The sequence below is a fragment of the Bacillus sp. SD127 genome, assembly GCF_058566445.1.
Map to the genome: position 1 here is coordinate 1,513,708 of NZ_CP191226.1, position 13,947 is coordinate 1,527,654.

Here is a 13,947-nt window from a genome sequence, read left to right on the forward strand (position 1 = left end):
GCAGAAGGATTAGCGCTCTTCTTAACTTATTTCTTTTTTAAAAAAAGACTTTTTAAATGATTTTCACGTCCTGTGGAGCGGAGTGCAGTAAACAAAAGGCGAGGTAGCCAATAGTATGGCTACCCCACCTTTTACAACTATTCCTACTTATAATGTAGAGATATCAATAACGAATCGGTAGCGTACATCACTGCGAAGAACACGCTCATATGCTTCATCCACTTGATCGGCACGAATCACCTCAATTTTAGGTGCAATGCCATGCTGAGCAGCGAAATCAAGCATCTCTTGTGTTTCTGGAATTCCGCCGACAAGAGAACCCGCTAGGCTGCGGCGGCCCATGATTAAGGAGAATACACTATATTTGTCCGGCTCGGCCGGTGCCCCTACATTCACAAGGGTTCCGTCTATCCGAAGTATTGATAAATAGGCATCTACATCAAGGTTCGCGGATACTGTATTTAAGATTACGTCAAAACGCCCGGCCAATTCAGTAAATGTAGCTTGATTACTGGTTGCATAGTAATGGTCAGCCCCTAGTTCAAGGGCTTCCTCTTTCTTATTCATAGAGCGGCTCAGGACGGTTACCTCTGCACCCAAAGCATGCGCAAATTGAATCGCCAAATGACCAAGCCCGCCGACCCCTACAATCGCAACCTTTTTGCCTGGGCCGACGTTCCAGTGTTTTAGAGGGGAATAGGTTGTAATCCCTGCACACAGTAGAGGGCTGGCAACATCCATCTCCAAACTGTCCGGTATCCGAACAACGAACCTGTCAGTGACAACGATTTTTTGGCTGTACCCGCCATACGTCGGATTTCCATCATAGTCCAGTGAATTATAAGTTTGGACAACACCTTTAGTGCAGAACTGTTCCTCACCGCTGAGGCAGTATTCGCATTCTCCGCAGGAGTCAACAAAACAGCCGACGCCAACGCGATCTCCGACAGCAAATTTTGTGACTTCTGCTCCCACAGCCTCCACAACTCCGGCGATTTCGTGACCGGGAACCATCGGAAAAATTCCTCCGCTCCATTCATCGAACGCACTGTGGATATCGGAATGGCAAATACCGCTGAACTTAATGTCGATTAAGACGTCGTGCGGCCGTAATTCTCTTCTTTCAATTGTCGTCTGTTCAAATTTCGCTTTAGCATTTGGTACGCTTAATACACGAGTTTTATAATGATTACACATACAGACCTTCCTTTCATATAGTCAGTTTCCAGATAAGAACATGTCACTTGGTGTTTGTCATGTGTGTTCAACATCACTTTAAACCTTAAAGTCCACTTTAAGGCAAGAGTTTTTTTAGAAACATATTTTTATAAAAGATTAAGAGTAAACACAATTATTGAAGAAATAATGCTTTTTTAACACTTAAGTATTAAATTCTGTACGGCCGCTCATATAAAAAAACGCATCGAATCAATTGACTCGATGCGTTCGTTTTATCATGTATCATACCATTCATCATGAACAGGTCCGTCTCTCCAAGAGTAATGGCTACATGTACAAGCCAACTGTCTTTTGTTGCGCCATGCCAATGTTTTACGTGCGGCGGAATATTCACGGCATCTCCTGAAGAATGAGATTAAGAAATACGTCAGCAGTTTAAATTTGTTTCTTCTTGACTTAAAGTGAACTTTAAGTGTTATCTTCAAAAACAGCAGGATAAAGAGGTGAAAAATATGAATATTACGCAAGTGGCAAAGCAGTTTGGCCTAACAGCCGCAACGCTCAGATATTATGAACGTGTTGGATTGATCCCGCCGGTAAAACGAAAAGAAAGCGGAATCCGCGATTATGATGAAGAAGATATCAAATGGGTTGAATTCATCAAATGCATGCGAAATGCTGGACTAACGATAGAAGCGTTAATTGAATATACAACGTTATTTACTGAAGGAGACCGAACAGTAGAAGCCCGCAAAAATATCCTGGCTGACGAAAGACAGCGATTGATAGAAAAGCGGAAAGAAATTGATGAAACAATAAAAAGATTAAATAAAAAAATTGAGGATTATGATGGGAAATTGCGCGAAAATGAGGACAAACTCAAAAGCAGACCTAAAACGGAAAGTTTTCATGGATAAGTGCCAGTAAGGCTAGAATGAATGAAACAATTCCTTTTTTGTTAACATTTATCATAAAAGAGCAGGGGAAATCGCGGAAAAACGCGGTGTCTCCCGTATTCATATCGCGCTTGCCTGGTTGCTGCAGAAAGAGCCTGTAACAGCTCCTATTATCGGTGCTACGAAAATGTCACACCTTCAAGATGCCGTAGGTGCTCTTGCAGTTAAATTGACGCCTGCAGAAGTTAAGTTTCTAGAAGAACCATATGTACCTCACCGAATAGTTGGTCATCATGAATTATGCTCGAAAACGATATTGCTAACCAACAAGATACTATGCTTTCGGATTGAAAGAAAGAATAGAGGGCTTAAGAATAAAAACTGGCCTATTCCAATTCCTTAAGGGAATTCCAGGCCTAAGGAGCCGGGAGAATGATAGAAAAACAGTATACAATTATCGCGAGTACAGGCTTCGCCCGTGCAGCGGCCTTGTTAGTGCGGGCGGCTTGTAAATTCAGCTCCAGTATATATCTTGAATATCAAGGAGAAGCTGTCGATCTGAAAAATACACCCAAGTCCCTCATTGATGTGATGTCACTAGGAATTAAACCTAATACCCACATTAGGATAAGAGCTAATGGCGTTGACGAGAATCAGGCTTTACAAGCGATAGAAGATCATTTGCAAAAAAACAAGTTCACAAAGAAATGAGGAAGAAAACCTCTCTTTTTTTATCATTTTCAGGGACTCGCTCCAAGTCCCCCTTTTTTATACGAGCGTTTTGTTAAATGCTTATCTTTAAAGAAACCAACTCATTTCTCTTCATATTAATGCCGAAAATCTTATAATTGGAAAGGATAGGGTAATGAAAAAGGCATCCATAAGGATGCCTAAAATGCATCTTTACTGAATGATTACCTATTGAATCCTTTTACTGGTTTACAGCATGGATTTCTTAAGTCACTTCCACAATCATATTCCTCAACGATATTTTCATTCTTTGCAGATTGTGTCACTGGATAGTAATTTTCTACTCTTGTCACATTTCTATTAACATTAACAATATGAGTCGGCTGAACACGTCTAACAGTACGTTCATTGGTAGTCGTATTTACAACATTTCTTGTGGGAGAAACAATTGTTTCTACATTGTTGCCTCCGTTACCTCCATTACCTCCATTCCCCCCATTACCCCCATTACCCCCATTAAAACCATTAAAACCATTAAAACCATTGAAGCCATTGAAGCCATTGAAGCTATTGGTACCGTTGTTCCCGCGACGAGAGCCGAACATGAATTCGTCCACACTTCTAAACCCACCGTTGCTGCAGCTCATCAAAATCACCCTCTCAAAAAATCTTGTCTTACAATATAAGTTATGATGAAGAAAAAAGGTTGTCCTAGACAAGAAACTCATATTATCGATACACATGACAAGTAAGGGGGCAAAGTTTTCTGTCATTTTAATTATATTTCCACCGTAGCTACGGGCCTGGAAGACCAATCAATCATTTTATACTTGATAATAGCAGTCCTGGTATTAAAATGACTTATATATTAAAATACTAATAATATTTCGAATTTTAAATCGAGGTGGGCTATGAAAACGATTGGTCTTATTGGCGGAATGAGTTGGGAGTCGTCGGCTGAGTACTATCGAATTATCAATGAGGAAATAAAAAAGAAGTTAGGGGGGTTACATTCTGCAAAGTGTCTTTTGTACAGTGTTAATTTTAAAGAGATTGAACACTTTCAATCAGAAGGAGCTTGGAATAAAGCTGGTAAAACCTTGGGGGAAGCAGCAAGATCATTAGAAAAAGCCGGAGCAGATTTTATTGTAATATGCACAAACACTATGCACAAAGTAATTAGTGATATCCAAGCAATGATCACAATACCTATTTTACATATTGCCGATGCAACTGCTGATCAAATGAACAGACAAGATATTCGTTCAGCAGGATTACTTGGTACCAAATATACAATGGAACAAAATTTTTATAAAACTCGTATTGAGACTCATGGCATTAATATTATTGTGCCTAATGATAATGAAAGAGAATTAATAAATAATATTATCTATCAAGAACTATGTTTGGGTGAAATTAAACAGTCATCGAAAAACATTTATCACACAATCATAAATAATTTGATGAATAGAGGAGCGGAGGGAATAATTCTCGGATGTACTGAAATTGGATTACTAGTAAAAGCTGAAGATTTCAAAGTGCCAATATTTGATACAACCTTAATCCATGCTCGAGAAGCAGTGAATAAATCTCTTTCGATTTCATCTTAGAATCAGTTCCTTCCTATACTCTAAAACCGTTTTTTAAGAGCGGTTTTTTTATTATGTTTATACAAGTCATAAAATAGGAGGCTCTTTATAGGGGTGATAATATTATGATCCTTTCCACTGAAAATTGTGTTTGAAGATATTGAAGACGGCAGCAAGGTCTCACTAACACAATAGATAGACTTTGAAAACAATTGCGTAGTGAGGTGAGTATATCTGTTCTTATATACTAAACGGTATACCTATCCAGTTTTAGACATGACACGGGTGACGAGTTCAGGAATCAGATGACAATCCTGAAGCCTATGCCTAGGTATAGATTGATGATGACCTTACTTCAGCTGTACAGATTTTTGAAATGAAAAACCAAGGTGATTCATTTCATCCATCCTTAAAGCTAATGAATAATAATGAAAAACAAATTTATGTAGTTTTTTATTTTTCAGTCTAATGATGTAGATTAAATAAGCTAAATGTAGAAAGAATTTGTTTCTCATTTTAGATATATTAAGAGAGGGGGTGTGAATAATGAAAATAAAAAATCTTGAAATATTTGTTTCTCATTTTAATCAAACTGTAAGCTTTTATAAAGATATCCTTCAATTTAAAAGGCTGGCGTTAACTGATACATTAGCCACATTTCAAGTGGGAGAAAGCATTTTAACCTTGCATCAAGACGAAGTGAATCAATATTACTATCATTTTGCGTTTAATATCCATTCGAATATTTTCGCAGAAGCAAAAGAATGGCTGAAAAAGAAGGTTAATTTACTTGAAGAAAATGGTGATGATGAAGTATATTTTGCAAATGCAAAGGCAAGATCGATATATTTTGAAGATCCAGCAGGTAATATTGTTGAGTTTATTTCTCGATTAGAAACCTCTCCGGAAACGAGGTCAAAAGAATTCACGCCCGACAATGTAATAGGGATAAGTGAGATTGGTTTATCTACGAATCATGTTAAAGAATGTTTTGACTACCTTTTAAAGTTGGGAATCCGGCAAAGAAATGATGAACCTTTCTCAAAAAACCATTTACATTTCATGGGGGAGTATAAAGAAGGGGTCTATATTTTATTAGGTCCTGTCGGAAGAAGGTGGATATTCTCGGATAAATACAGTATAGATGCACCACTTATGATTGAAACTGACCGAGGGATCATCAAAAATTTTGATGAGTAGTCAAGCTTTTAATTGGTGTGTGACATATCTTTCATGCATTATTTTTGCTTGCATTGTCATCCCTATATTCCCAAATTTTATCCTCTCTTCTGTCGGAAAATTCAGTAATAATGGCACTTCTCATATACCTGTGTGATGGTAATATGATCAATATATGTAAACGAAAGGAGCGAAGATGGTCTGCCGAATCATTCCTGAACTGAATGTAAGAAAACCAGACGCAGGACATTTATTGTGAGGAGGATATAAGTTGAGAAAGTTAAAAATGGCAAGTTTATTAATCGTTATGATGGCGTCATTCTTCATTTTTTCTAGTCATGCACAAGCAGTTCAGTATTACACTGTCTCAACAAGCAGCGGTGCTCCCGTAAATATGCGCAGCGGCCCAGGTACAAGTTGGGGGATTGTAACGACTATTCCGAGCGGAACCCGCATCCCGATCTACTGCTACAAAACCGGTACAACTGTAACTGGAAAGTATGGAACGAGTAATATTTGGAACTACACAGAACGGACGCTTGCCAGCGGGGAGATCGTTCCTGGATTTGTCTCTGATACATATATGTATACAGGATCAGACGGCCCGGTAGTTCCTAAATGCAGCTGGTAGCATATGTATCGTTCTTAAAATGAAGAAATTGAAGAAAGAGGGATGACATTGACTAAACTGAAAATGCTGAGTATGTTAACCGTGATGATCGCATCATTATTCATTTTTTCCAGTCAGGCACTTGCCGTTCAGTACTTTACTGTCTCAACAAGCAGCGGTGCGCCTGTAAATATGCGCAGCGGTCCAGGTACAAACTATCCTATTATGCTTTCCATTCCTAGCGGTTCACGTGTTCCTTACTATTGTTACGCTTATGGGACGACTGTTACCGGAAAGTATGGAACGAGTAATATTTGGGATCAAATCCAGTGGAAAGATTCACGTGGTGTCGTGAACATTGGATATGTTTCTGACACATATGTCTACACAGGTTCAGACGGCCCTGTCGGTTACAAATGCAACTAGCTATATAATTCGTACAATAGAGTCTCTTCTTTGGGCCTATCTGAGAGAAACCATACCAACAATGTTGGTATGGTTTTTGCTATTATTATGTCTTCCGCACCTGCATTTGTGGGAATGCCGCTATCGAGCGCTTCATCTATAATATGGAACGCGGTCTTTTCATCTGTATCGAGCCACCTAAACATAAACGGCTGACCCGCAATCCTGTTCTTCCTAAAAAGGTGTACTTCACAACAAATCTCTCCTCATGGAATATCGTAGATTTTCGCATTTTAAAAGAATTTCTGATTAACAAAGTAGGATTCTAATGAAATCGCCATCTGCTCCCAGCAACATTCAAGCGAGATTAGGAGCATTTTCCCTTTGATTTTTGAACAAGATAATTGTATAATACAAATCGTAATTATTTCGGTTTGGGAAAAGGAGTGTTGTAATGAAAATTTTATTTGCAAAGAGATTAGGGATATTTATGATTGGTTTATTACTAATATTGGCAGGATGTCAGACTTCAGGTTCATCTAAAGGTGAGTCTAATAAAACAGCAACATCATCCTCAGCAGGTGAAGAAAACTCTTCTAACACGCAAGAGCAAACATCAGAATCTCATGATCACGATCATAGCCATAGTCATGCACATGGTGAAGAGACAGAAAAAATTCATGAAGGCTATTTTAAAAACAGCCAAGTAAAGGATCGTTCACTTTCTGATTGGGAAGGAGACTGGCAATCGGTATATCCATACCTGCAAGATGGCACTCTGGACGAAGTATTTTCATATAAATCAAAACATGAAGGTGACAAGACAGCTGAAGAATATAAAGAGTATTATAAAAAAGGGTATAAAACAGATGTTGACCGTATTGTAATCCAAAAAGATACTGTAACGTTCCTCAAAAATGGAAAAGAATATTCAGGTAAGTATACGTATGACGGGTACGAAATTCTAACATATGATGCGGGCAATAGAGGGGTAAGATACATATTCAAACTAGCTAAAAAAGCTGAAGGACTTCCTCAGTATATTCAGTTTAGCGATCATAGTATCTACCCGACTAAAGCTAGCCATTACCATCTGTATTGGGGTGAGGACCGTGAAGCTTTACTTGATGAAGTGAAAAACTGGCCAACCTACTACCCGTCAAAAATTGACGGACAAGATATTGCCCATGATATGATGGCGCATTAAATGAAGATGAACATACCGTGAATTATGGCATTTCTTCTACACAAACGGTTTTTTTTCACTATGGACAATTGATAGAATGGGGAAAAACAAGCTTAGTCCCTGATGGAGTTTGAATGTTTAAATACTTTTAGCTGCTGACTCCTCGTCAGCAGCTTTTTTGCCCTCTTTCGTTTTTATCCGTTTCTTTCTCTTTGCAACGGGGATTGACGGCTCATTAACAAAGTTAAGATACGATCAATATTAACTTGACGGTTGGGAAAAAGCTTTTTGAAGATAGGGTGAAGAGTAAGGGAGAGTATGAGGAAAAAATGAAATGACTAAAGATGAAGAAGCTCTGGTATTATTTCAAAGTTCTGTGAGTGTATGTTATGCGAACACAACAACGAAAGCAAAAACAGTTAGAAAAAGAACCAATGGTTTAAAGCCAACGGTTCTTTTTCAATGTCATATTTAAAGCAGGAACATTGGTTAAAATGTGGCATGTGTAGCCGTGAGTTGAAAGCAGTTAACGGTCAATCGTTCTATTGATATCAGCACTCCATGCTTTAAACAACAAGAGACATGCTGTACTCGTTAAAGTAATATCATGAAAAAACGATGTAACCGGAAATGCTATATATCTACACGCGCCTTCCTTATTGTAGCATCGTTCCTCTTCCTATCGAACGAAAGCGCGGGTGTTCTGCAAGTATGGAGCGTCTCATTTCTTTTACTGCTGGATGGTCTGATGCAAAGAACTGGAGTTTGGACTCGTATAGCTCAACTAATTTTGCGTTATCTAGAACACCTAATGTGTCACTCAATTGATAAGCGGCTTTCAAATCATGCGTAATAAAAAAATACGATAACCCAAACTCGTCTTTGAGCTCTTTTAACAAATCGAGTATAAGTGTTTGGGTAACCATATCCAGACTGCTGACTGATTCGTCTAAAACGATCAGTTTCGGTTTGAGCGAGATTGCTCTGGCGATATTGATTCGCTGCAATTGCCCGCCGCTGAATTGGTGCGGATATTTTGTTAAATCATTTTCACTTAGGCCTACTCTTTCCAATAACTTAATAATGGTTCGTCTTTGTTCCGCCGCAGTGAGGGTTTCATAGTTTTCTAATGGTTCTGCAATTATCTGTTCCGCCGTCATTCGCGGGTTGACGGACGAGTATGAATCTTGAAAGACAGCTTGAAGGTCACGACGGATTTTTCGCCGGATCGATTTATCTACGCTATACATATCATGCCCTTGAAAAAGGATTTGACCTGATTGCGGCCGTTCTAAACCAAGCAACACTTTTCCCAATGTACTCTTACCGGCTCCACTTGGCCCAATCAAGCCTAAGCATGTACCCTTCTCAATCGAAAAGCTGACATCGGATAGGACTTGTTTAGATTGAAATTTCCATTTGAATAATGAACGCTCCGCATAACGATGAGAGACTTCTTTCACTTGTAATAAACTCACTTGTTCACCTCATTAAAATGCGCTCTTTCGTCAAATTGACCCAATGGCACGTTCATCAATTGGCAATGTCAAACGTGCACCTAATAGCTTCTTTGTATATTCATGCTTTGGTGCATCAAACAGCTGAAGCACATCTGCTTTTTCTGTGATTCTTCCTTTCTGCATCACAGCGACTTCATCCGCCATTTCAGCAATGACGCCCAGATCATGAGATATAAGCAAAATCGCCGTTCCACATTCAGAGCGCATGGCGTCTAAATGTTTCAGCACGGTTTTCTGATTATTTACGTCTAGTGCGGTTGTGGGCTCATCCGCAATGAGAATGCTTGGATGTAAGCATACCGCGGTTGCAATCATCACCCGTTGAAGCATTCCGCCGCTTAATTGAAAAGGGTAAGATTTTAAAAGTTTAATAGGATTGGATAAGCTCACATTATGCAACGCTTCGATTGCAAGCTCCTTTGCCTGCTTTTTGTTAAAAGACGTATGAGTGCGAATCGTTTCAATCATTTGATGACCAATCGTAAAAACGGGGGTAAAAGCGTTCATCGGATTTTGCATAATATAGGAAATTTCTTTGGCGCGTATTTTGCGCATTTCTTTATCTGCCAATCCGTTTAATTCTCGGCCTAGTAGTGAAATGCTTCCTTTCACCTTGGTTGTTTTCTGATCAAGCATCTGAAGAATGGACATGCCTGTTACTGTTTTTCCACATCCGCTCTCACCAATCAGGCCAAGGACTTGACCGCGCTTCAGTTCGAAATTGACGTCTTGCACTAGAGTAGAAACTCCTTTGTGCGTTTTGGCCTGTACATGCAAATCTCTAACTTGCAGCACCGGTGATTGTTCTGTTCCCAACTTCCTCATTCCTTTTTATCATCGACGTTTGACTCCGTATTTTTCTGATAAGCTCTCGCCTAATAAATTGAACGTTACAACCACAATCATGATCATCATCCCTGGATAAATCATCAACTCAGGGTTCGTCCGGATATACGATTTACCTTCATGAATCATCGCTCCCCATTCCGCAGCCGGTGGCTGGACGCCTAATCCAAGAAACGACATAGCGGATATGTCCATAATGGCCCAGCCCATTTCCAATGTACCCATGACAACGAGGGGAGGGAGCACATTAGGTATGATATGTTTTTTCAGAATCTTCCATTGTGATGATCCATTGATTTGTGCGGCTTTAATAAAGTTCTCCTCTTTCAGACTAAGCACCATTCCTCTAAAGATTCTCGCATAATAGACCCATTGCACAAGCATGAGGGCAAGAATGACTTGAGGAAGTCCAGGTCCGAATATGCCCACTAGACCAAGAACTAAAATTAAGTTCGGAAAGGCCATCACACCATCACAACATCTCATTAACAGATGATCAATCCATCCGCCTTTATATCCCGAAATCGTACCGACGATGAGACCGATCACAAGTGAGGAAATAAAAATGAGCACTGCAAATCCCAAAGAAATTCGTGTTCCGTACAAAAGGCGGGATAAGTTGCACCTTCCTAAATGATCAGTTCCTAAAGGGAACTCCAAGGATGGAGGGTGCAGCTTATATGCCAAATGAACAGCAACAGGGTTATTCGGCGCAATCCAAGGGGCAAATACAGCAATGAGAAATAGAATTGATAATATGATGATACATGCTGTTATCACTTTTTGACTTTTACATATCATGCGTATGCTTGTGATCATCGAAACTGCCCTTCTTTCCTGGAAATGCGCGGATCAATAAACATTTGAATGAGATCAACGATTAAGCTACTCAATATAAAAAATGTGGCGGCTATGAACACATAGCATTGAATGACAGGGATGTCACGATTGAAAATGGCCTCAATAAAATAACGGCCAAAGCCAGGCCAAGAAAAAACCACTTCAACAATAATGGTTCCGGTGAGAAGTTTGCCAAGATTCATTCCTAGGCCTGTAATCATCGGAGAAATGGCCATTTTCAATACATGCTTAGCCATAATGCTTTTATTCTTCAAGCCTCTGATTTTTGCGTATTGTACATATGGTTCTTGCAGGTTTTCTATAACACTGGCGCGCAAAAGTCTTGTATACATAGCAATTAAAGGAAGCGCCAGCGTCATTGACGGCAGTACGAGGTGCTGCCATGTCCCAATTCCTTCTACTGGAAAAAGATCTAATTGAACAGAAAAGAAAAAAATCAACATATACCCTAACCAAAAAGTCGGAATGGATGCCCCGAAAAAGGAAATGAAGCGACTGATATGATCAATTGCGCGATTTCTTTTCATTCCCGCAAAGAAGCCGAGAGGCACACTGACAACCACCGCGATCAATAAACTACCAAGCGCAAGTTCGATCGTTGCTGGCATTCGGAGTGTAACCTCGTCCCAAACCGGCTTATTCGAAACATAAGAAATGCCGAAATCGAATTGGCATTTCTTCAAAATAGAGTTTACATATTGGATATAGAAAGGTTGATCTAAGCCAAACTCATGTCTTTTTTGCTCTAAAATGTCATCGGTTGGCTGGATATGCGCTGCGGCTACATACGCTTCAGCCGGGTCAACCGGTGAGAGTTGAATCATTCCAGTTGTCAGAAGTGTAGCTAAAAGAAACACTGGTATGATGGACATGATTCGTTTCAATATATAGATGCCCATAAAAGCCTCCTACTGCTTAATGCGAATACCTGTAAATGGATGTTCATCACGGTTGGCAGGGAAAGTAAAGTCTGTAATATTCTTTTGGTAGATCGCTGTCTTTTTTATATAAGAGATAGGAACGATGGCTCCCTGATCTTGAAGGGATGTTAAAATAGATGAGTAAAGATGTTGACGCTCTTTTTTATCAGTTGTTTCAGGAACTTTTGCCATCTGCTTCAATAGCTCATCCTTGTTTGGATATGCCGAAATCGCTTCATTAAATCCAAATCCTTTTGACGCGACAATGTTTACAAATGTATGCGGGTCATAAGGTGCGCCATAGTTGCTAAAGAAGTTCATATCAAATTCATTCGCTTTGAACCGTTTAACCTGAGTCGCCAATTCTACTCCTTCAAGATTCAACTTCACCCCGATCGCTGCCCACTCTGCTTGCAGCGTTTCTGCCATTGCTTTTTGAATGGATTCCGCTGAATCATACATTAAACTAAATTCAAGAGGCTTTCCGTCTTTCTCTCGCACCGTCTTGCCATTCGGAAGCTTCCAACCTGCTGCATCTAATAACGCTCCCGCTTTTTCCGCATCATATTTCACTGGCTTTACATCAATATCAGACGTGTATGGGAAGGTTGTCGGCAAAATATGATCTGCTTTTTCTTCTAATCCGGAGGTAATGCCTTCCACCATGGCGTCTTTATTAAAGCCATAGTGCAGGGCTTGGCGAACACGTTCATCAGAAAGCTGTTCTTTTTTTGTATTCATGACAAGCTGTCTCGTCGCCACCGGTTCGGAAAGGCTTGTTTCATATTGACCTGTCGATTGCAGCTGCTTATATGCATCCAAACTGATGACGCCTTCACCGTAAATTAAGTCCAGTTCACCTTTTTCAAATGCAAGTACTCTTGTTTCTGCGTCTGGGATGACTTTCACCTTGATTTTCTCGACTTTAGGCTTTTCACCCCAATAATTTTCATTGCGTTTAAAAATCGCATATTCATCGGTTTTATGCTCTTCCAATACCCATGGGCCCGTCCCGACCGGTTTTGTTACACCTTTTGATGTATCGCCATCCTTAGGGAACCCAGCCTCTCCTAAAAACCGAACAGGCCGTACAACAGCAAGCTCCTGAATGGTTGGATAATATGATTCAGTCAGTGTCAATTGAAATGTATGATTATCGATCACTTTTGTTTGAGCTATTTTTGTAATAAATCCTAACCAGCTATGTAACTCAGGATGTTTTAAAATGGAGTCAAAATTCTTTTTCACGATTTTTGCATTAAATGTTGTCCCGTCAGAAAATGTTACATTCTTACGCAAATGAAACGTATACACTTTGCCGTCATTAGATATATCCCAAGACTCAGCTAAATGCGGTTTAAGCTTTCCGCCCGCTTCATAAGAGACCAAAGGCTCGTACACCATTGACTGCGTAAACAATTGGGAAGGGTTATAGACATGTGGGTTTATTTCTCCTATATCTCTAGGCCAAGCAATTGTGACCATACTGTGAGGATCTTTCTTCTCTGTTTGTCCTGCATTTGTACATCCTGCTAATAAAATAGAAAAGATGAGTATCGATACGAAAGTAAATTTAATTTTCAAACGAATCTTCCCACTAAGCATCTGTATTCCCCCCCTAATTGATGTTGATAATCATTTTCATTTTAAGGAGGCAGCATACCCTTGTCAATGTAAGAATATAGGTATTGTTTTGGAACCCGATGTTCTGCCAACGGCAGTGGGCAGTATTCGCAACAAAAACAAGTAATTGATTTCGAAAAGGGTAACAAGTAATCCTTCGAATAATTAAGATGCAACCGACTTATCATAACCAGAACGGGAAAAATTGTCATATTTTACTATCTTTTAATGGTGGAGAAGATCTCTCCGAAAACTGAGGAGTTGGAAAAACTGAGTCAAATTAATCTACTTCTAAGATTTTCACTTGAAGTGCTGCAGTCATTTTCATAGGGGGTGTGTGCTTAGAATATGCTTTAACTTTAGATTTACCAATTGTAGTGATTTATTATCTGGTCCATATTTGCAGGCAATGATCCTAGTCGAAGCGGTCAAACTGTAATAGT

The 13,947-nt window shown here is 39.6% G+C and carries 15 protein-coding genes and 3 pseudogenes; 9 read left to right on the forward strand and 9 right to left on the reverse strand.

All coding sequences use genetic code 11. The annotated features are described in order from the left end of the window. Positions 1–147: 147 nt before the first annotated feature. Both ACQVGS_RS07715 and ACQVGS_RS07720 read right to left on the reverse strand, forming a co-directional pair. Positions 148–1,197 carry an NAD(P)-dependent alcohol dehydrogenase gene (locus tag ACQVGS_RS07715; RefSeq protein WP_318751900.1) on the reverse strand — a complete coding sequence of 350 codons (1,050 nt, stop codon included), beginning with the start codon at positions 1,195–1,197 and terminating at the stop codon, positions 148–150. Between the two features lie 190 nt (positions 1,198–1,387). After that, positions 1,388–1,582, reverse strand: a pseudogene (locus ACQVGS_RS07720) (hypothetical protein); the annotation flags it as partial. A gap of 109 nt (positions 1,583–1,691) precedes the next feature. Between ACQVGS_RS07720 and adhR the strand changes: the two are divergent. The 3 genes and pseudogenes from adhR (at position 1,692) to ACQVGS_RS07735 (ending at position 2,786) form a co-directional block, all read left to right on the forward strand. After that, positions 1,692–2,096, forward strand: coding sequence for an aldehyde stress transcriptional regulator AdhR (adhR, locus tag ACQVGS_RS07725; RefSeq protein ID WP_024122264.1), 405 nt, complete (start codon positions 1,692–1,694; stop codon positions 2,094–2,096). Positions 2,097–2,151: 55 nt separating this feature from the next. Continuing rightward, a pseudogene (locus ACQVGS_RS07730) lies at positions 2,152–2,367 on the forward strand (aldo/keto reductase); the annotation flags it as partial. A 140-nt stretch (positions 2,368–2,507) separates the two neighbouring features. Then, positions 2,508–2,786 carry an HPr family phosphocarrier protein gene (locus ACQVGS_RS07735; protein ID WP_302329780.1) on the forward strand — a complete coding sequence of 93 codons (279 nt, stop codon included), beginning with the start codon at positions 2,508–2,510 and terminating at the stop codon, positions 2,784–2,786. A gap of 203 nt (positions 2,787–2,989) precedes the next feature. Here the strand turns inward: ACQVGS_RS07735 and ACQVGS_RS07740 are convergent, their stop codons facing one another. Then, complete coding sequence (locus tag ACQVGS_RS07740) at positions 2,990–3,412, reverse strand: CotD family spore coat protein (RefSeq protein ID WP_254517780.1); 423 nt, start codon at positions 3,410–3,412, stop codon at positions 2,990–2,992. A 264-nt stretch (positions 3,413–3,676) separates the two neighbouring features. On the opposite strand from ACQVGS_RS07740, the gene ACQVGS_RS07745 reads away from it, so the two are divergent. The 4 genes from ACQVGS_RS07745 to ACQVGS_RS07760 all read left to right on the forward strand — a co-directional run bounded on the left by ACQVGS_RS07745 (position 3,677) and on the right by ACQVGS_RS07760 (position 6,569). Continuing rightward, a complete protein-coding gene (locus tag ACQVGS_RS07745) occupies positions 3,677–4,375 on the forward strand; it encodes an aspartate/glutamate racemase family protein (protein WP_095713405.1) in 699 nt (232 codons plus the stop codon). Between the two features lie 525 nt (positions 4,376–4,900). Further along, on the forward strand, positions 4,901–5,554 hold the full coding sequence (locus ACQVGS_RS07750; protein WP_095713404.1) for a VOC family protein: 654 nt from the start codon (positions 4,901–4,903) through the stop codon (positions 5,552–5,554). A gap of 250 nt (positions 5,555–5,804) precedes the next feature. After that, positions 5,805–6,164, forward strand: coding sequence for an SH3 domain-containing protein (locus ACQVGS_RS07755; protein ID WP_254517778.1), 360 nt, complete (start codon positions 5,805–5,807; stop codon positions 6,162–6,164). A 48-nt stretch (positions 6,165–6,212) separates the two neighbouring features. Next, entirely contained in the window at positions 6,213–6,569 is a 357-nt protein-coding gene (locus ACQVGS_RS07760) for an SH3 domain-containing protein (RefSeq protein ID WP_004398671.1), read from the forward strand. A 14-nt stretch (positions 6,570–6,583) separates the two neighbouring features. Here ACQVGS_RS07760 and ACQVGS_RS07765 read toward each other — a convergent pair. After that, positions 6,584–6,801: pseudogene (locus ACQVGS_RS07765) on the reverse strand (aldo/keto reductase); the annotation flags it as partial. Positions 6,802–7,002: 201 nt separating this feature from the next. On the opposite strand from ACQVGS_RS07765, the gene ACQVGS_RS07770 reads away from it, so the two are divergent. Together ACQVGS_RS07770 and ACQVGS_RS07775 are read left to right on the forward strand one after the other, a co-directional pair. After that, positions 7,003–7,755, forward strand: a complete 753-nt coding sequence (locus ACQVGS_RS07770; RefSeq protein ID WP_318751897.1) for a metal-binding protein ZinT — start codon at positions 7,003–7,005, stop codon at positions 7,753–7,755. A 313-nt stretch (positions 7,756–8,068) separates the two neighbouring features. Continuing rightward, complete coding sequence (locus tag ACQVGS_RS07775; RefSeq protein WP_174754430.1) at positions 8,069–8,209, forward strand: hypothetical protein; 141 nt, start codon at positions 8,069–8,071, stop codon at positions 8,207–8,209. A gap of 181 nt (positions 8,210–8,390) precedes the next feature. On the opposite strand, the gene nikE is transcribed toward ACQVGS_RS07775, so the two are convergent. The 5 genes from nikE to nikA are packed head-to-tail and all read right to left on the reverse strand — an operon-like array spanning position 8,391 to position 13,486. After that, on the reverse strand, positions 8,391–9,212 hold the full coding sequence (gene nikE / locus ACQVGS_RS07780; RefSeq protein ID WP_318751896.1) for a nickel import ATP-binding protein NikE: 822 nt from the start codon (positions 9,210–9,212) through the stop codon (positions 8,391–8,393). A 30-nt stretch (positions 9,213–9,242) separates the two neighbouring features. Beyond that, complete coding sequence (gene nikD, locus ACQVGS_RS07785) at positions 9,243–10,070, reverse strand: nickel import ATP-binding protein NikD (RefSeq protein WP_151174384.1); 828 nt, start codon at positions 10,068–10,070, stop codon at positions 9,243–9,245. An 18-nt stretch (positions 10,071–10,088) separates the two neighbouring features. Beyond that, the gene (gene nikC / locus ACQVGS_RS07790; RefSeq protein ID WP_095713400.1) at positions 10,089–10,919 is read right to left on the reverse strand and encodes a nickel ABC transporter permease subunit NikC; all 831 of its coding nucleotides are present in this window, start codon (positions 10,917–10,919) and stop codon (positions 10,089–10,091) included. After that, positions 10,916–11,860, reverse strand: a complete 945-nt coding sequence (gene nikB, locus ACQVGS_RS07795) for a nickel ABC transporter permease subunit NikB (protein ID WP_491831335.1) — start codon at positions 11,858–11,860, stop codon at positions 10,916–10,918. Before nikB ends, nikC begins: the two co-directional genes overlap by 4 nt. A gap of 9 nt (positions 11,861–11,869) precedes the next feature. Continuing rightward, entirely contained in the window at positions 11,870–13,486 is a 1,617-nt protein-coding gene (nikA, locus tag ACQVGS_RS07800; protein ID WP_491831337.1) for a nickel ABC transporter substrate-binding protein, read from the reverse strand. Positions 13,487–13,947: the final 461 nt, after the last annotated feature.